Genomic DNA, 17,928 nt, shown 5'->3' with positions numbered 1-17,928 from the left:
GTCGCGGCAGGAGGACACGCACCATGATGAAGCTCGGCTGGTACCACCAACTCGACGCCACGGAACGGCGGACCTACTGGGCCTGCTTCGCGGGCTTCGGCCTCGATGCCATGGACACGACGATCTACGCCCTCGTGATCCCGGCGCTGATCGCCACGCTCGGCCTGACGCAGGCACAGGCCGGATACCTCGCCACGGCCTCGCTCGCGGGAGCCGCCATCGGCGGCTGGACTGCTGGCATCCTGGCCGACCGGATCGGCCGCGTGCGCATCCTGCAGCTCACCATCCTGATGGTGGCGGGCTTCACCTGCATGGCCTCCTTTATGAGCGACGTCTGGTCGCTCGCCATCGTCCGGTTCCTGCAGGGGGTGGGCTACGGCGGCGAGGCGGCCGTCGGCGGCGTCCTGATCAGCGAGGTCATCCGGCCGGCTCTCCGGGGGCGGGTCGCCGCCTCCGTTCAAAGCAGCTACGCGGTCGGCTACGCGATCTCGGTCGGCCTGCTGCCGGTCATCGCCGCGCTGTTCTCCGAGGAGATGGGCTGGCGGGTGTTCTTCGCCCTCGGCATCGTGCCCGCCGGGCTCGTGTTCTTCATCCGCCGCCTCGTGCCCGAATCCGGCATCTACACGCAGGCCAAGGCGGCGCGGCGCGACGGTGCGGTCACGCCGCCGTTCTGGACGATCTTCAACGGCCGTCACCGGCGCCGCACGCTCGCGGCGGCGGTGATGTCCACGGGGATCTTCGGGGGCGCCTACGTGATGATCACGTGGCTGCCGACCTACCTGCGCACGGCGCTTGGCCTCTCGATCAAGTCGAGCACCGGCTACCTTGCGATGAACATCCTCGGCTCCCTCGTCGGGCCCCTGCTCTACGGCTGGCTGTCGGACCGGATCGGCCGCCGTCCCGCCTTCATGGCGTTCCTCGTCCTGCAATCCTGCAACGTCGCGATCCTCCTCCTCGCGCCGATCGGCCTCGGCACCACCATCGTGCTGAGCTTCTTCCTGGGGGCGTTCCAGGGCGCCCTGGCATCCGGCATGCTGCCCACCTTCGCGGAACTGTTCCCGACGACGATCCGGGCGAGCGGCCAGGGCTTCTGCCTGGGCGGCGGGCGCGGGTTCGGATCGGTGGTGCCCGCGACCGTCGGCATCCTGGCCGCCGGCCTGCCCCTCGGCACCGCCATGGGCGCCTGCGCCCTGTGCGCCTACGGCGTCGCCTTCGGCGCGGCGCTGCTCCTGCCGGAGACCGCCGGCGCGGACCTGCACGGCGACCCCGGTGCCAGGGACCCGCGCTCCGCCGCGCCTCCGGCGGCGACGCTCGAGACGAGGAGCATGGCATGACCCGCAACGCCTCGGCACGCGGCCCCGCCCGACGACGCCTCCTGCAGGGGGCAGGTAGCCTCCTCGCCGCCGCCGCCTTACCGGCCCGGGCGGCCCCGGCCGGGGCGGAGATCACCGGGCGGCTCGCCCGCTACATGGTCGAGGCCCGCGACCGGCCGCTTCCACAGGAGGTGACGCTCGCCTGCAAGCACCGCATCCTCGACACGCTCGGCGCCATGATCTCCGGTGCCCGCATGCGGCCCGGCGAGATGGCGATGGCCTATGTGCGTGGCCTCGGCGGGGTCGAGGAGGCCACGATCGTGGCTTCGAACCTGCGCACAACGGCGATCAACGCGGCGCTGGCGAACGCCATGTGCGCCCATTCCGACGAGACGGACGATTTCGAGCCCGTCACGAAGGCGCATCCGGGCTCGGCCACCGTGCCGGCGGCGCTCGCCATGGCCGAGAAGGAGGGCCGCTCCGGGTTGGAGATGATCCGCGCTGTGGCGCTCGGCTACGACCTCTGCTGCCGCCTCCTCCTGGCGCTCGGGCCGGATCTCGTCCGGGGCTCCCACCGGAGCGCAGAGGGGACGAGCTCCACCTTCGGGGCACTCGGCGCGGCGGCGGCCCTCGCCCGCCTCGACGAACGGAGCACGCGCTTCGCGCTCTCCTACGCCGCCCAGCAGGTCTCCGGGCTCTGGAGCTGGGTCAAGGACGAGGACCATATCGAGAAGGCCTTCGATTTCGCCGGGATGGGCGCCCGCAACGGCGTCACCGCCGTCACCATGGTCCAGGCCGGCCTCACCGGGGTCGCGGACGTCCTCGACGGCACGCACAACCTGTTCATCGCGCTCTCGACCGACCCGAAGCCCGAGGCGATGCTGGACGGGCTCGGGAGCCGCTATTTCGTGACCGAGACCGCGATCAAGACCTTCTCGGTCGGGTATCCGATCCAGTCGCCCCTCGATGCCACGCTGACCTTGCGCGAGCGCTACGACCTGCGCGCCGCCGATGTGCAGCGGGTCGTCGTGCACCTGCCGACCGACGCTGTGGGCATCGTCGGCCACAGTGCCATGCCGGATGTGAACTGCCAGCACCTTGTTGCGCTTGCGCTCGTGAAGGGGGCCGTCTCCTTCAGCGACAGCCACGATGCGAGCCTGATGCAGGACCCCTCGATCCGCGCCGTGCGGGAAAAGGTCGAGGTGCTGGGCGATCCGGCCCTGATGATGCGGGAGGCCCCGCGCAGCGCGCGGGTCGAGCTGTTCCTCGCGGACGGGAGGCGGCTCGAACACGTCACGAAGTTCCCACCCGGAACCAAGGAGAACCCCCTGACCACGGAGCGGGTGAACGCAAAGGTGCGCGATCTGATCGCGCCGGTGCTGGGGGCGCCGCGCGCGGACGCGCTGATCGCGCAGGTCAACGACCTCGAAAACCTTTCTGACGTCCGCGGGTTACGGAATTTGATCGCACCCTGACGCCAAACCGAAGGGCGCTCCGCCGCAGCGGAACCGGATCGGCTTTCGCCGGCCGGGCGCGGTATGATCGCGGGCGTATCCGCTCCAGCTGGATCCGCAGGACCGGAGAGCGCGACATGGAATACGCGATCATCGCCACCTTGGTCGTCGTCGTCCTGGGGCTCGCGCTCAAGACGCTCGGCATCAACCAGGAATACGAGCGGGCGGTACTCTTTCGCCTCGGCCGCCTGGGAACGACGAAGGGGCCCGGCTGGTACTGGCTGATCCCGTTCGTCGACCGCGTCATGAAGGTCGATACCCGGACGATCACGGTCCAGCTCGAGACGCAGGAGACGATCACCCGCGACGGCGTCGCCGTGCGGGTCAATGCCGTGCTCTGGTATCGGGCGGTCGATCCCGCCCGCGTGGTCACGGCGGTCGAGAATTGGCGCGTCGCGGTGATCCAGGCGGCGGAGACCGGGATGCGCGACGCCATCGGCCAGAGCGACCTCGATCAGATGCTGAAGGATCGCATCGCCATCAACCGGCGGCTCCTCGAACTGCTCTCCGCGGCCGCGGAGCGGTGGGGCATCGAGGTCGATGCGGTCGAGATCAAGGATGTCGACATCCCCGAGCAGATGCAGCGCGCCATCGCCCGCGAGGCCGAGGCCATCCGCGAGAAGCGGGCACGCATCATCAAGGCGGAGGGGGAGAACGAGGCCGCGCAGAAGCTCGCCGAGGCGGCCGCCACGATCGCGACCGCGCCAGGCGCCCTGGAACTCCGTCGGCTGCAGACGCTCACGGAGATCGGCGTCGAGCACAACAGCACGATCATCGCCATGCTCCCCGTCGAGCTCCTGCACGCGGCCGCGAAGATCGCCGGATCGGGCAACAAGACCGCCGATTGAGATTTCGCCGGTCAGACCGTGCAGCAGGTTGCGCACGCGCCTGCGGCCGTGCCCATTCCAGAGCGGCGATGTCTGAGTGCGACGGTGGGAAGAGGTTCCGTCGTCCTCGCTGCACAGCCCGATGCCTTTGACCCGCCCACCGAGAATGCGTGCAAACGGCGGGGGGGGGTGATGTGCGCGACGCCGTTGCGCCTCCTTGGGATGGCACAGTCGTCGATTATTCCGCCTATGGTTCCCGGCCATGACAGGACGCTGGTCCCGGCGCGGGGGAGCGATCCGAATTGCACCGGCCGGCCTGTCCTGCGGTGAATGATGAGGCCACAGCCTCGCAGCCTGCCGTCGACGGCGAGATCCCCCATCGCGGGATCGCGCACGCGCCTTTCGCGGTCGAGCCAGAACCGAATGGCCCAGACCTGGCGGACATCGCCTCCTCCATGTCACCCATGGAACCGGTCACGGTAGGCGCTCGGGCCGACGCCCAAATGGCGTAGGAATGCCCGTCGCATCGTTTCCGTGGAGCGGAAGCCGCAGCGGGTGGCTGTTCGTGTCACGCTCGCACCCTCCTCCAAAAGCTGTCGGGCCCTTTCCAAACGGATGAGCTCGACCCCTTCGCTCGGCGTGCGACCCGTCCCGCGCCGATAGCGGCGACAGAACGTGCGAAGGCTCATGCCGGCGCGCTCGGCCAGTGTGGTGAGCGCCAAGTCGCCGCCTAGATGAGTGGCGATCCAAGCATGCAGCTCCGCGAAAGTTTGGTCCGACGCTTGAAGCGTAAGCGCGTCGCTGAACTGTGCTTGACCGCCAGGACGCTTGAGGAACACCACGAGCTGTCGTGCCACTGCCAACGCCAGCGGGCGGCCCAGATCTTCCTCGACCATGGCAAGTGCGAGATCGATCCCCGCCGTGACGCCTGCTGAGGTCCAGATCTCTCCGTCGCGCACGAAGATGGGATCAGGGTCGAGACGCACTGCTGGATAGCGCCCCTGAAATTCCGCGCAGCGCTGCCAGTGCGTCACTGCTCGCCGCCCATCCAGAAGCCCGGCCTCGGCCAAAAGAAACGCTCCGCTGCAGACGGAGGCGGTGCGCTCAGCCATCGATGCCCGCCGACGGATCCAGTCGATCAGCACCTTATTGCGGCGAGCTGCGTCCACACCGTAGCCGCCGGATACGATCAACGTTCCCAGCGAGCTTTGGCAAGCCGCCGCCTCGGGCTTCAACACCACGCCAGAACTGGTCACGACATCCGGCTCGAGTGACACGAGCGCGACCTCATAGGGCCTGGGCATGCTCGGGGGTGTCAGGTCGTTGGCCGTGGCGAAAACCTGTGCCGGTCCCGTGACGTCCAGGATTTGTCCCTTGGCAAAAGCCAAGATTTCGACGCGATGGGCAGGCTTCTCTCGCATTGGCATGAAACGAGCGATGATTGGCGCAATGGCCAACTGGTCCCGCGCTAGGGTCGGTGCGTCAAGACAGGACCCGATACATGACCCTTCGTTTCGGCATTCTCTGCTTTCCCGGCGTCCAGCAGCTCGATCTCACCGGGCCCTACGAGGTGTTCGCCTCCGCCAAGGGCGCGAGCGTCCATCTCGTCTGGAGAGACACGCAACCAATCCGCTCGTCCGCTGGGCTTACCCTGATCCCCGACATGACATTCGCCGAGGCCCCGAACTTCGATGTCCTTTGCGTACCGGGAGGCGGCGGGGTGAACGCGATCTTGACCGACGAGCCGGTGCTTGCCTTTGTCCGCGACAAGGCAGCAAAGGCTCGTTTCGTCACTTCGGTCTGCACTGGGGCGCTCGTTCTGGGCAGGGCGGGAATTCTCCGCGGCAAGCGTGCTGCGACGCATTGGAATGCGATGGACCTTCTTCCCCTGCTCGGCGCGATCCCGGTCGCAGAGCGCGTCGTCCGGGATGGGTCCCTGATCACCGCGGGGGGCGTGACGTCCGGTATCGACTTCGGGTTGGCCGTCGTGGCGGAGCTTCTCGGGCGTGAGGAAGCCGAGACGATCCAGCTCGCCTTGGAATATGCGCCTGCGCCCCCTTTCAACGCTGGAACGCCCGACACGGCCTCAGCAGCGATCGTTGAGGCCGCCAAAACCCGGATGGCCGGCTCACGACGGGAGCGGGAAAGGCTACTTGCGTGAGCGGCGAACCCGTTCGAATGCCTCACAGCCCCAATCCAAGAGGACGATTGGCGGCGGACAAACAATTGGTGGCCATTTACGTCCGCTGCGACGCAATTCTGTCTGTGAGCGGACCGTCCCAAAATCGCCCAGCCCGGACGCTCATGCGCGCGCGGCGCAATGGCAGAGCATGGCCGCAAGCGGACTAGCGGCCTCGGAGGAAGCGAGACGCAGAAGCGGACGGACTGCTGCCGAGCGAAATCTCGACAATCGTTCGATCCCGCTTTCGGCTTTGCACCCATCTCGTGGTTGGGCGCCGAGAAGCATACCGGCGCGCTTCGAACTCGCGCGCAACGCAGTCGCTCGCTTAAGCTAGGAGCGCCATGACGCCGGTAAGGTCGTGCCGCGTTTCGATTGCCCAGAAGGCTTCAAGAGCTTGTCGGATCCGGCGCTCGTCGAGGCGCTTGCCCGCATTCATTCGGAACTTGCGTTCCACGTCGACGCGGGTCATCGGCCGCGCCACGAAGCCCGGCACGTCATCGATTTGGCGGACGATCTCGCGCCCATCTGTCAGTTTCGCAGTGATGCGATTCGGCACCGCCCTCGGTTGGAGGGCCGTAAGGGCGGGATCCTCGGCGACGGTGATCCGGTCGATGAGGGCCAGCAGCGCGGGATCGCTCAGCTTGTCGGGGGCGTAGCTGTCGTTGGTGATCGCGCCGTCGAGCAATGCCCGCGCCGTGATATAGGGCAGGCTGTGATCGGCGGTGTCCTTCGTGGCCGGGCGCCATTTCTCCCGATCCCGGCCGGCGGTGACGTAGCCGAGATGAGTCGTGTCGATGTGCAGGTCGCGGATGGTGGCGGTCCCGCCGGCTTCCGACGCCACCGCGATGGCGGCCGGGATCGCCGTCAGGCAGTAGACCTGCGCCGGATAGGGCTTGATCCCGCATCGCGTGACCCGGAAGGGTCGCCCCGCCCCGCCGAATTCCGCGACATCGACCGTGAATGGGCCGGAGACCTGCTTGAAGAACCCGGCACGGCCCTCGAAGATCGGAGCGGGCCCGCTAAGGCCGGCGCGGGCGAGCCTCGCTGCGAATACACCCGCGCGGGTTGCCTCGGCATCGGCGACCCCCTTCCAGTCCGAGAGCGTCTGGACGCGGGTCTGATTCAGAGCGATGTGCCCATTGATCGCAAGGTTAACGGCCTGGGTCAGGGCTTCGGGCGCGAGGTGCATCAATTGGCCGGCGGCGAGCGCCGCGGCGGGCAGGCTGTAGACGGGGTGATCCCAGCCCCGCCCCGTGACCTCCGCGGCGTCGAGGAGACGGCAGTCGATCTCGTAGGCGAGGGCGATCGCCGTGACCAGCTCACGGCCGGTTGCGCCCTCGGCCTCAGCCACCGCGAGGCAGGCGGAGATGTTATCGCTCGGATGGCCGGGCTCCCGCCCGACATAGACGTCGTTGAAGTCCTCATAGCGGATCGCGACGCCGTTGGCGAAGGCAGCTAGGTCTGGGCTGGTGCGCCGGCTGGTGCCAAGGATGGTGGCGGAGCCTGCCCCATCCGCGAGCGCGACCTCCCGGCAGATCCGAACCGGGCCGGCATCCAGGGCGGCGAGCCCGCACCCGAGGGCGTCGATCAGATGGACCTTGACTGCCTCGACGGTGTCGGGAGCGAGGTCCTCGAAGCGCAGGGCATGGGCGTAGCCGGCGAGGCGGTCGGCCAGGGGAGGCTCCCCGCCGGGATCGGCCGCCGCCGAGCCCGGCATTAGGCCGGAGGCAGCCCCCGCGGCGAGCCAGGACGCGATTTGGCGGCGCGAGGGTTCGACGGGTGAGCGCATCGGTGCCTCGTCAGATGAAGCCGTAGAGCGTAGCCGGATTGTCCACCAGGATCCTGTCCCGGGCGGCGCCGCTGCCGGCCCAGTCGGACAGGAGATCGAACAGCACCGCATCGTCGGGCTTGTGCGCTTCTGTGACGTGCGGCCAGTCGCTGCCCCAGACGAGGCGCTCGGGCGCCAGCCGCACGAAGGACCGGGCGATCCGGGTCGCGTCGGCGTAATCGGGTGGACCATCCTCGGTATTGAGGTAGGCCCCCGACAGCTTCACCCAGGTGCGTCCCCCCTCGACGAGCCGGGCGATCGCCGCGAAGGCCGGGTGGTCCGGTCCCTGCCGTGGGGGAAGGCGGCCCATGTGGTCGATCACCACCGAACAGGGCAGGCGCGCGATCAACCCGGCGTGGTCCAGGATCTGGGCCGCCGACAGGTGGAGCTGCACGTGCCAGCCGAGGTCGGCGATCCGAGGGCCGAGCGGGGCGATCATCTCGATCGTCGTCACCGTATCGGCCGGATTCCACAGGCTGAATCGCAGGCCGCGCACGCCCCCGGCATGGAGGCGCCGCAGCTCAGCATCTGTCACGTTCGGGTGGACCACTGCGATGCCGCGCCCGTCGCCGCCCATCCGGGCCAGGGCATCGAGGAGGCAGGCAGGATCGGTGCGGTGGTACTTGGCCTGCACGAGCACGCCCCGGCGGGTCCCGATCCGGGTCTGGAGCCTCCCGTAATCGGCGAGCGTCATCCCCTCCGGGCGCCACGCGTCCGGCGAGGGGAAGCGCGGGTCGAGCACATGGAAATGGGCATCGCAGGCGTCCGGCGGCGCCGGCCGGCTAGCTGGCGGCGCGGTGCCCGCCGAGTTCGGGACCGCCAGCCCGTCGGCCGCAGCGGTCATGCGAACACCAGCAGGGCGGCGCCGTAGATCACCCCCGCCACCGCGAAAGTCACCACCGTGAAGCCGAGGACCCGCTGGATGCCGATGCCGGCCATCGCCACGACGGGCAGCGCCCAGAATGGCTGCATCATGTTGGAGACCTGTTCGCCCATCGCCACCGCCATCGTGGTGGCCGGGATCGAGGCGCCGAGGGAGACAGCCGCGGGGATGGCGAAAGGGCCCTGCACCGCCCAGTGTCCGCCACCGCTCGGGACGAGGAAGGTGATGAACAGCGAGGCGAGGTAGGTCCAGAAAGGCAGGGTGTGCTGGGTCGCGATCGCCACGAACCCCTTGGAGATCATCGCCGCGAGCCCGGTCGTATCCATGATGCCCATAATGCCACCGTAGATCGGGTACTGCAGCATCATCGAACCGGTCTGCTTGGCCGCGTTCTTCATGGCGTCGACGTAGGCGACGGGATAGCCGTGTAGCGCAATTCCCGCGATCAGGAAGATCAGGATCACCGTGTTGGCATCGAGGGACACGCCCTTGGCCGTCCAGGTGATCGCGAGATAGGCGGCCCCGAGCGCCACCAGGAACAAGCTCAGGAGCCGCGAATGGTTGAGGCGCCCGGCGGGGGTGTCGGGCCTCATCCGGGCCGGCGCCTCGGCCTCGTCACCGGGTACGAAGACCTGCATCTCGTCCTCGCGCGGGCGCAGCCGCAGGAACACGAAGGGCAGGACAATCACCACGAGGGCGGTGGGCACGAGGTTGAAGGCCGTGAACACGGTCTGCGAGAACGGCAGGATCATGCCGGTCAGCTTCTCGACGACGTTCAGGGCGTTCCCGTGGGTGGCCTGCGACAGGGCGATCGAGCTCGACGGGCCGCTCGCCCAGATCACCCAACCGGAATAGGCCGCCGCCACCAGCCAGCCGAAATCGAGGCGCACCCGCTTGGCGACCTCACGGGCCAGCACGGCCCCGATCACCAGGCCGAAGCCCCAGTTCAGCCAAGAGGCGACGGCCGCGACGAGGAAGGTGGTCACGACCGCCCGGCCGGGGCTCTCGATCGGCGCCACCAGGGCCTTCAGGGCCAGCTGAACCGGCGGGGCATGGGCGAGCGCATGTCCCGTCACCAGGATCAGGATCATCTGGAAGGCGAAGCCGAGGATGCCGAACACCCCCGTGTACCAGGAGGAAACGATCACCGTCGGGGCGCCGTTCGGGGCGAACAGGAACGCGGCGAGGGCGACGACGAGCGTGAGGCCGATGGCCAGCACGAACGGATCGGGCATCAAGCGCTCGAACACGTAGACCGAGCCGGCGACGAAGCTCCGCCGGTGTGAGGGGGGCGCAGTGGCGGGGGCGAGCATGGCGTGTCCTCCAGTCTTTTTTTTAATCCTCACCGCGTGCGCGTCGGAGCGCGCCGGGCTTCGGCTCAGGAACCTTCGCGTTCGCCACAGACGATGCCATCCCGCACGAGTTCCTCGAAGGCGTCGTCCGTGATTCCGACCTCGGCCATCAGCGCCCGGTTGTGCTCGCCGAGCCGCGGGGCGGGCGTCCGGATCGAGCCCGGCGTTCCCAGCATCCGTGGGACGACATGGTGCATCGGGATCGTGCCCATGTCGGGGTCGGGGTAGTCGGCGATCAGCTCGCGGGCGATGACGTGCGGGTCATCCACGAGCTGCGCGGCGTCGTTGATCGGGCCGATGGTCACCTCTGCCGCTTCGAAGAACGCGACGTTCTCGGCCTGGGTGCGCTCGGCGATGAACGCTCCGATGATCGCGTCGAGGGCCTCGACGTTGCGCAGACGGTCGGCGTTGGTGCGGAAGCGCGGGTCCTCCACCAGATTGGGCCGCCCGATCGCCCGAAACAGCCGCTCGGCCATCCGCTGGATGGAGCCCGACAGTCCGACATAGAGGCCGTCGCTGCAGCGGTAGGCGTTGCGCGGCGCCGAGTTCGTCGAGCGCGAGCCGGTGCGCGGCTTGACCTTTCCGGTGAGCCGGTAGTTCGCGGCCTGCGGGCTGAGGATCGCGAAGAGCGGGTCGAGGAGCGGCAGATCGATCACTTGGCCTTGCCCGCCATTCACCTCGACCTGCCGAAGGGCGATCATCGCCGCCGAGGCCCCGGTGAGGCCAGCCACCCCGTCGGCGAGATACATCGGCGGCAGCACCGGCTCCCGGTCGGCGAAGCCGTTCATTGCGGCAAAGCCGGAGAAGCCTTCGATCACCGTGCCGAAGCCGGGCCTCTGGGCGTAGGGGCCGTCCTGGCCCCAGCCGGAGATGCGGATGATCGTGAGGCTGGGATTCAGTGCGTGCAGCGTCGCGGGCGAAAGGCCCATCGTCTCCAGTACGCCCGGTCTGAAGCTCTCGACGAGCATCTGGCAGGAGGGCACCAGTGCTCGGATCACCGCGATCGCCCGGGGATCGCGAAGAGACAGACAGAGGCTCTTCTTGTTGCGGGCGTAGATCTTCCAGTGAGTCTCGACCCCCACCGTCTTCCAGGCGCGCAGGGTGTCGCCTTCCGGGGGTTCGACCTTGATCACCTCGGCGCCGAAATCGCCGAGCATCTGGGTCAGCACGTTGCCCGCGAACAGGCGAGACAGGTCGAGGACCCGCACGTCGTCGAGGATTCCCCGGGCTTCGGGATGGTAGTCTCGCCGGTGCAGCTCGCGCATGGTCATCGGGACTTCGCTTTGGCGTGGAGGTCGGCCAGCGCCACGACGGCGCGGGCGCGGCTGAGGAAGGGCGCATCGATCATCCGGCCATCGACGAGGATAGCACCGTGGCCGTGTGCCTCGCCCTCGGCGGCGGCGACCAGGATCCGCCGCGACCATTCCACTTCGGCCGGTGTCGGGAGGAAAGCCGCGTTGGCCATCGCGATCTGACTCGGGTGGATGCAACTCTTGCCGGCGAAGCCGTGCCGGCGGGCGGCCTCGCACTCGGCGCGGTAGCCGTCCGGATCCTTCACGACGGGAAAGGCCGCGTCGTAGGCCGGCAATCCCGCCTCGGCGGCGGCGAACCTCACGACGAGGCGGAGATGGGCCAGGGCAGCTTGGTCGGTACGGTCGATGCCGGTCGGCTCCAGCAGGTCGGCATAGCCGATCTGCAGGCCGGCGACGCGGGGATGGGCGCCCGCGAGCTCCGCCGCCCGGCGCAAGCCCCGCGGCGACTCGATGTTGACGAGAAGGCGGATATGCCCCGCCTCCGGCAATCGGTCCAGGCGGGCGGCTGCCTCAGCGATGGCGGCCGGTTCCTCGACCATCGGCAAGTTGATCAGGTCCGTGCGCGCGAGGGCGACCGCGGCCAGATCCTCCGCGAAGAAGTCGGTGCCGACCGCGTTGACCCGCACCACCATAATCTTATGGGTGAACGCCGCCCCGGCGAGATAAGTGCGGAGGTTCTCCCGTGCCTCGGCCTTATGGGATGCCGGCACCGAATCCTCCAGGTCAAAGGACAGAGCGTCGGCATCGCTCGCGGCGGCCTTCGGGAACAGCTCCGGACGCGATCCCGGGACAAACAGCTTGCTGCGCATCAGCATGGTGACGGGTCCGCTTGGGCAAGCAGGTCGAGAGAGGCGCGTAGCGGGATGATGCCGACCCATGCCTCCATGGCGCGCGTCCAGAGGGGCGCCGGGGATACCGCAGTGCGAGGGGCCGAGGTCGCAGCGAGAGGTCCGGCGACGGCGTCCAGACTCATCGTTTCCTCCGCGTCGCCCGGTTCACCCGGTGCTGTGCGCGTCTCGTGCCTGTCTCCAAACGAGGGCACCGGTTCGGACCGCGTCCGCGCCGGTAGCCCCGTCCAGGCGGCATCCGCCTTGTCCTCCCGACAGGATCGCGAGTAAAATGAATTGATCGCATCAATTCATGATTTTTTGGCATGAAACTCCCTGTCGATGGCGTACAGGCCTTCGTGCAGATCGCGGAACTCGGTAGCTACCGCCGGGCGGCCGAAGCCCTCGGGTTGACTCAGACGGCTCTGACCCGCCGCATTCAGAAACTGGAGGGATTTCTCGGCCTGACGCTCCTCGACCGCACGACGCGGACGGTCCGCCTGAGCCCGATGGGTGAGGAATTCCTCCCGCTGGCCGCACGGCTCATCGCCGACTTCACGCACGGGATCGAGCGCTTGCGCACCACCTCTCGGTTGGCGGTCGGCGACGTTACGGTGGCGACGATCCAGTCTATCGCGTTCCGCCGGATGCCAAACGTCCTGCGCGCCTACGCGTGCGACTATCCCCAGAACCGAGTGCAGATCCTCGAACGCTCCGGCGCCCTCGTGACCGAGGCGGTGCGCAAGGGCGAGGCGGATTTCGGCATTCACATCCAGCAGGAGCCCGACGCGGATCTTGTCGAGGACCGGCTGGTCTGCGACCCGTTCGTCCTCATCTGCCATCGTGGGCACCCCCTTGCCGGGCGAGGTGCCGTGCGATGGGCCGAGTTGGGTGACGCCGACCTCATCACGCTCGGAGGCGCCAGCGGCAATCGGCACCGTGTCGAGGCGCAGCTGCGTGCGGCCGGCCAGCCGCCGCGCGGCCGATTCGTCGTGGAGAGCACGCCGACTGCCTTCGCCCTCGTTTCGGCCGGGATCGGCGCCGCGATCCTGCCGGCGGCGCTGCAGGGCGCCTCCCAACGCGACGATCTGGTTGCGGTTCTTCTGATTGAGCCCGAGATCTCCCGCACGATCAGCCTTGTGCGTCGCCGCAACACGTCCCTGACGCCGGCCGCGGCCGCCTTCTATGAGATGCTCAGGGTCGAACTGTCGGGCGGCTTCGGTTGAACGCTCAGCCTAGACGACGCTGCCAGTCGCCGGCGAAGCCCGCCGGACTTTTCCCAACGGCAGACCTTCTCATATTCCACCGAAAACTGCCCCTGCAGTGAAACACTCACAGTGAAGGTTTGCCAATCGGTGGTCGAGAGGCGGTCCCGGGACGTGCGAATAGGCTCAGCCATGATGATGCGTGCGCTCTCGGCTTCGCCACCCGCCATTGACCTCGCCCACCCGGTCGTGGCGGCGGTTGCCGCCAGGGACCGACGCTCGCATGGATCGCGATCCACGACGCATCGTCCCGAAACGGAGCCCGAACCCCATGCCCCTGATCCGCGCAAACGGCACCGAACTGAACTACGACCTGTCCGGCCCCACCGGTGCGCCGATCCTCGCCCTCTCGAACTCACTCGGCACGACGCTTGCGATGTGGGACGGCGTTGCCGCGCATCTGCGCGGCCGGTATCGGATCCTGCGCTACGACACCCGCGGGCACGGCGCGTCGCCCACCCGCGACGCCGAGACCCGAATCGAGGATCTGGCAAACGACCTGATCGGCCTTCTCGACGCCTTGGGCATCGAGAAGGCGCATTTGGCAGGCCTTTCGCTCGGCGGCATGACCGTGCAGTCCGTGGCGGCGATGGCCCCCGAGCGCGTGCTCAGCCTGAGCCTGCTCGCGACCGCCGCCCACCTGCCGAGCCGCGAGAGCTGGCGTGAGCGGGCTGCCGCGGTGCGAGACCGGGGAACGGAGGCCATCGCCGCGGCTACCCTTGAGCGCTGGTTCACCAAAGGTTTTCGCGAAGCGGCGCCTCCCAGCCTCACACGGACCAGGGAAGAATTCACCGTCTGCGATCGCACCGGCTATGCCCGCGCCTGCGAGGCCATCGGCGATCTGGACCTGAGGCCCGTGCTCGGGCGCATCCGGGTGCCGACCCTCGTCGTCGCCGGGCGCGAGGATCCGGTCACCCCGCCTTCCGTGGCCGAGGAGCTATGCGCGAGCATCCCCCAGGCGGAACTCGTCCTGCTGCCACGGGCTGCCCATCTCTTCGCCGTCGAGCATCCAGCGGTCACCGCCGCCCATCTCGTTTCTTTCCTTGACCGGCATCGTGGCGAGGTCGCCGCGACCGGCGCGGTGGGCTTCGCGGCGGGGCTTGAGAACCGCAAAGCGGTGCTGGGGACGGTGCATGTGGAGCGGTCGCTCGCAGGCGCTGGCCCCTTCGCCAGCGCGTGGCAGGACTTCATCACCCGGACGGCCTGGGGCGAGATCTGGGGCGACCCACGCCTGCCCTGGAAGACGCGCTCCCTCGTGACGCTCGCCCTGATGGTGGCGCTGGGGCATGAGGAGGAGTTCAAGCTCCACATCCGCCCGGCGCTGGCGAACGGCATCGATCGCGACGAGTTGCAGGCGCTGCTCCTGCACACGGCGATCTATGCTGGCGTCCCGGCCGCGAACGGCGCCTTCCGCTGGGTGCGCGACACCCTGGGTGAGGAAGGCTCAAGCGAGCCGGGCCCCCGGTGAAATTTGCGGGGTCAAGTGCTGGCTTCGTGGTCCGAAACGGCTCAATGACGAGCTGGTTCGGAGATGGGTCAGCGGGGAGATCCTGCAGGCGGATCAATGACTATGCGGAAAGTTGGCTGGGGCGCCAGGATTCTCACCCAGAACGAACTCAGCCTAGTACCCGCTTCAAGTCTTTGATTTCACACACGCTTCCGCTTCATGCGCACAGGCAGTTGATACGATCCTGCGATCAGTGCCAAGCGCGCATTCCACGGCTCCACAAGAGATTGCAGTGGGCTGATTATCGAACGAAAGGCCGCTCGCTTGAAGTCTCGGCCATGTACAAGGTGTTGTTGGTAGAGCGTCAGATGCAAATGTCGCTGGTAAGCCCGAGAGCGGACGGCCTCCTATCGACCCAACCCGGTCGTCCACGCACGGTCATGCAACTCCCAAGAGCGGACGTATGATGATGCCCGCAATCAGGGGGTGTCGAGCGACGTCTGGTCAAGAAAGCGCATCAAGGCTCGACGTGCGCGTCATCGCTTGGGACCAATGAAGTCCACGAAAGCACGGAGCGGAGCGGGTAGGTATCGGCGCCCAGGATAGTAAAGGTACGGCCCCGAAAAACGCTGCCACCACGATTCAAGAACAGGTTCCACGGTACCCGTATCAAGATGGGGCTTCAGCCAATCCTCGAACAGCGTGAGAATGCCAACGCCTGCGATTGCCGCATCGACAGCGAGATCCGTCGCACCGCCCACGCGCACGATCAGCGGGCCGGCAGGATTGATGCGGACGAACTCGCCATCTCGTTCGAACTCCCACGGCAACGTCGCACCGCTGGCAAAACGCCCCCCGATGCAGGCGTGGTGAAGGAGGTCGTTCGGATGTCGCGGGCGGCCATGGCGGTGGAGATAGGCCGGTGAGGCCACCGTCGCGAAGCGTTGGTGACGCGGGCCGATTGGCACCGCGATCATGTCCTGCTCCAGCCGCTCGTCGTAGCGGATGCCGGCGTCGCAGCCTGCAGCCAGCACGTCGACGAAGCTGTCCTCGGCCAGCACCTCCAACCGGATCTCGGGATAGGCGGCGAGGAAGGCCGGCACGATGGCTGGCAACACCAGCCGCGCAGCGCTGACCGGCACGTTGAGCCGCAGCGTTCCGGCCGGCCGGTCGCGGAACCCGTTCATCACGTCGAGGGCCGCCTCGACTTCGCCCAGCGCCGGACCCAGCCGTTCCAGCAGCCGGGCCCCCGCCTCGGTAGGGGCGACGCTGCGCGTGGTGCGGTTCAAGAGACGCACACCGAGGCGGCTCTCCAAGCGGCTTACGGCCTCGCTGAGACCGGATGCGCTCCCGCCGTCGGCGCGGGCGCCATCGCGGAAGCCCCCGGCCCGCGCCACCGTGACGAAGGCCGCCAGGTCCCCAAGTTCCGCCATCGTTCGAAATTCCGAACAGCCCGTTCCAATACTGCCTGCTTATCCGATCAGTGGCGCGAGTCTACGTCTGTGAGCGAAGAGGAGACCGTCATGACCACCATCGCATCGGCAGGAACCTTCGCCCTGGGCGACCGTAGCGTGAAGCGCCTTGGCTACGGCGCCATGCAGCTCGCCGGCCCCGGCGTGTTCGGGCTGCCGAAGGACCGCAAGACGGCCCTCGCCGTGCTGAGGGAGGCCGTGAAGCAGGGCGTCGATCACATCGACACCAGCGACTTCTACGGCCCGCATGTGACCAACCAACTGATCCGGGAGGCGCTGCACCCCTATCCGGACGATCTGGTGATCGTCACGAAGGTTGGCGCCCGACGCGGTTCGGACGCATCGTGGAACCCCGCCTTCTCCACCGAGGAACTCGTGCAGGCGGTCCACGACAACCTGCGCAACCTGGGACTGGACAAGCTCGACGTCGTCAACCTGCGCCTGATGTTCGATGCCCATGGCCCGGCCGAGGGGTCGATCGAGGCCCCCCTTACGGCGCTGGCGAACCTCCAGCAGCAGGGTTTAATCCGGCATATCGGGCTGAGCAACGCCACCCGGCAGCAGGTCGCCGAGGGGCGACGCATCACCGAAATCGTCTGTGTGCAGAACCAGTACAATCTCGCCCACCGGGGTGATGACGCACTGATCGACGAACTCGCCGCCGAGCGCATCCCCTACGTCCCGTTCTTCCCGCTCGGAGGCTTCAGCCCGCTCCAGTCCAATACGCTGTCAGCGGTCGCTGCAAGGCTGGGTGCCACACCGATGCAGGTCGCCTTGGCATGGCTGCTCCAGCGGGCGCCCAATGTCCTGCTGATCCCCGGGACGTCGTCGCTCAAACACCTGCACGAGAACCTCGACGTTGCCAGCCTGACGCTGACCGACGACGTCTTTACTGAACTTGACCGGATATCGTCCGCAAACGCGAGGACGTGAAGTTTTCGCTTTTGAACGCGAACCTACGACGTCCGCTTCGGTGCCAAGTTTGCGCCGAAGCCGACGGGCAGGGATCCACTCTGAACAGCCCTTCTGATCCCGACCCGACGCAGTCGCCACCGATGGATTGAAGCATTCTCGGAAGCAGACCTAGTTCGCGCCTTTATTGAGATGCGGCTGTCTTCGCAGCACGCACATCGGAAGCGATGTCCGAAGCGTAGGCATTGATAATCCCCGCCAACAGACCGGGAAAGCGTGCCTCCACTTCGGTCCAGCGGGAATGGTTGCGCACCTCGACGCCATGGCGTTCGCTGCGGATCAAACCGGCCTCGCGTAGAACCTTGAAGTGGTTGGACAACGAGGATTTCGGAATGACCCGATCCCCAACCGCCGAGACGGCCGAGCAGGCCTCAACACAGCCCGCCCGCATGATCTTGGCGAAGATGGCTGCGCGGCTCGGATCGGCGAGCGCGTGTAGGATGGCCTCCGGCCGCACGTCCTCGATGGCAGGGTGAAACAGGGGTCTCATATTTCGTCCATATGGGGCCTTGAACGACGCTCCATTAGTTCCGAAGTTCCGAACTATGGGACAGTGGCTACCATTCTGGAGCCGCCCCAGTCGGAGATAGCACATATGTCGAAGCTTGAGGGTAAGGTCGCCGTCGTAACCGGGGCATCCAAGGGCATCGGTGCAGGGATCGCCAAGGCGTTGGCCCGGGATGGCGCCGCTGTGGTGGTGAACTACGCGTCGAGCAAGGCCGCGGCTGACGCC

Annotated in this window: 16 protein-coding genes; 8 read left to right on the top strand and 8 right to left on the bottom strand. The window is 67.6% G+C overall.

Features of this window, described 5'->3' with window-relative positions:
- The first annotated feature begins 23 nt into the window (after positions 1–23).
- From MFF22_RS21025 to MFF22_RS21015, 3 genes are all read left to right on the top strand, one after another.
- Positions 24–1,334 carry an MFS transporter gene (locus MFF22_RS21025; RefSeq protein WP_238252397.1) on the top strand — a complete coding sequence of 437 codons (1,311 nt, stop codon included), beginning with the start codon at positions 24–26 and terminating at the stop codon, positions 1,332–1,334.
- Positions 1,331–2,788, top strand: a complete 1,458-nt coding sequence (locus MFF22_RS21020) for an MmgE/PrpD family protein (RefSeq protein ID WP_238252395.1) — start codon at positions 1,331–1,333, stop codon at positions 2,786–2,788. The genes MFF22_RS21025 and MFF22_RS21020 overlap by 4 nt, the downstream gene beginning before the upstream one ends.
- 116 nt (positions 2,789–2,904) lie before the next feature.
- A complete protein-coding gene (locus MFF22_RS21015; protein ID WP_238252393.1) occupies positions 2,905–3,675 on the top strand; it encodes an SPFH domain-containing protein in 771 nt (256 codons plus the stop codon).
- A gap of 437 nt (positions 3,676–4,112) precedes the next feature.
- On the opposite strand, the gene MFF22_RS21010 is transcribed toward MFF22_RS21015, so the two are convergent.
- The gene (locus MFF22_RS21010) at positions 4,113–5,081 is read right to left on the bottom strand and encodes a GlxA family transcriptional regulator (protein WP_238252551.1); all 969 of its coding nucleotides are present in this window, start codon (positions 5,079–5,081) and stop codon (positions 4,113–4,115) included.
- Between the two features lie 74 nt (positions 5,082–5,155).
- On the opposite strand from MFF22_RS21010, the gene MFF22_RS21005 reads away from it, so the two are divergent.
- Complete coding sequence (locus tag MFF22_RS21005) at positions 5,156–5,815, top strand: DJ-1/PfpI family protein (protein WP_238252391.1); 660 nt, start codon at positions 5,156–5,158, stop codon at positions 5,813–5,815.
- A gap of 346 nt (positions 5,816–6,161) precedes the next feature.
- Here the strand turns inward: MFF22_RS21005 and MFF22_RS21000 are convergent, their stop codons facing one another.
- From MFF22_RS21000 to MFF22_RS20980, 5 genes are all read right to left on the bottom strand, one after another.
- Positions 6,162–7,625: an MmgE/PrpD family protein gene (locus tag MFF22_RS21000; RefSeq protein WP_238252388.1), complete on the bottom strand. Its 1,464-nt coding sequence runs from the start codon at positions 7,623–7,625 to the stop codon at positions 6,162–6,164.
- A 10-nt stretch (positions 7,626–7,635) separates the two neighbouring features.
- Entirely contained in the window at positions 7,636–8,508 is an 873-nt protein-coding gene (locus MFF22_RS20995) for an amidohydrolase family protein (protein ID WP_238252385.1), read from the bottom strand.
- Positions 8,505–9,860 carry a short-chain fatty acid transporter gene (locus tag MFF22_RS20990; RefSeq protein ID WP_238252383.1) on the bottom strand — a complete coding sequence of 452 codons (1,356 nt, stop codon included), beginning with the start codon at positions 9,858–9,860 and terminating at the stop codon, positions 8,505–8,507. The genes MFF22_RS20995 and MFF22_RS20990 overlap by 4 nt, the downstream gene beginning before the upstream one ends.
- Before the next feature lie 65 nt (positions 9,861–9,925).
- Positions 9,926–11,170: a CaiB/BaiF CoA transferase family protein gene (locus MFF22_RS20985; RefSeq protein ID WP_238252375.1), complete on the bottom strand. Its 1,245-nt coding sequence runs from the start codon at positions 11,168–11,170 to the stop codon at positions 9,926–9,928.
- Complete coding sequence (locus MFF22_RS20980) at positions 11,167–12,027, bottom strand: HpcH/HpaI aldolase/citrate lyase family protein (protein ID WP_238252374.1); 861 nt, start codon at positions 12,025–12,027, stop codon at positions 11,167–11,169. The genes MFF22_RS20985 and MFF22_RS20980 overlap by 4 nt, the downstream gene beginning before the upstream one ends.
- Before the next feature lie 338 nt (positions 12,028–12,365).
- On the opposite strand from MFF22_RS20980, the gene MFF22_RS20975 reads away from it, so the two are divergent.
- Both MFF22_RS20975 and pcaDC read left to right on the top strand, forming a co-directional pair.
- Positions 12,366–13,265, top strand: coding sequence for a LysR family transcriptional regulator (locus MFF22_RS20975; RefSeq protein ID WP_238252372.1), 900 nt, complete (start codon positions 12,366–12,368; stop codon positions 13,263–13,265).
- Positions 13,266–13,575: 310 nt separating this feature from the next.
- Positions 13,576–14,772 (top strand): bifunctional 3-oxoadipate enol-lactonase/4-carboxymuconolactone decarboxylase PcaDC, encoded by a 1,197-nt coding sequence (pcaDC, locus tag MFF22_RS20970; protein ID WP_238252370.1) that lies wholly within the window; start codon positions 13,576–13,578, stop codon positions 14,770–14,772.
- 515 nt (positions 14,773–15,287) lie between these two features.
- Here pcaDC and MFF22_RS20965 read toward each other — a convergent pair.
- Positions 15,288–16,184 carry a LysR family transcriptional regulator gene (locus tag MFF22_RS20965; protein WP_238252368.1) on the bottom strand — a complete coding sequence of 299 codons (897 nt, stop codon included), beginning with the start codon at positions 16,182–16,184 and terminating at the stop codon, positions 15,288–15,290.
- Positions 16,185–16,274: 90 nt separating this feature from the next.
- Here MFF22_RS20965 and MFF22_RS20960 point away from each other — a divergent pair, with 90 nt between their 5' ends.
- On the top strand, positions 16,275–17,156 hold the full coding sequence (locus tag MFF22_RS20960) for an aldo/keto reductase family oxidoreductase (RefSeq protein WP_238252359.1): 882 nt from the start codon (positions 16,275–16,277) through the stop codon (positions 17,154–17,156).
- A gap of 163 nt (positions 17,157–17,319) precedes the next feature.
- Here the strand turns inward: MFF22_RS20960 and MFF22_RS20955 are convergent, their stop codons facing one another.
- On the bottom strand, positions 17,320–17,685 hold the full coding sequence (locus MFF22_RS20955; RefSeq protein WP_238252357.1) for an ArsR/SmtB family transcription factor: 366 nt from the start codon (positions 17,683–17,685) through the stop codon (positions 17,320–17,322).
- 63 nt (positions 17,686–17,748) lie between these two features.
- Between MFF22_RS20955 and MFF22_RS20950 the strand changes: the two genes are divergently transcribed.
- A partial coding sequence (locus MFF22_RS20950; RefSeq protein ID WP_373320304.1) for an SDR family NAD(P)-dependent oxidoreductase occupies positions 17,749–17,928 on the top strand: 180 nt, incomplete at its 3' end.

The organism is Methylobacterium persicinum (genome assembly GCF_022179525.1).
GTDB classification, from domain to species: Bacteria; Pseudomonadota; Alphaproteobacteria; order Rhizobiales; family Beijerinckiaceae; genus Methylobacterium; species Methylobacterium persicinum.
Note: the sequence above shows the minus strand (reverse complement) of the source record. Positions and strands in the feature narration are given on the sequence as shown.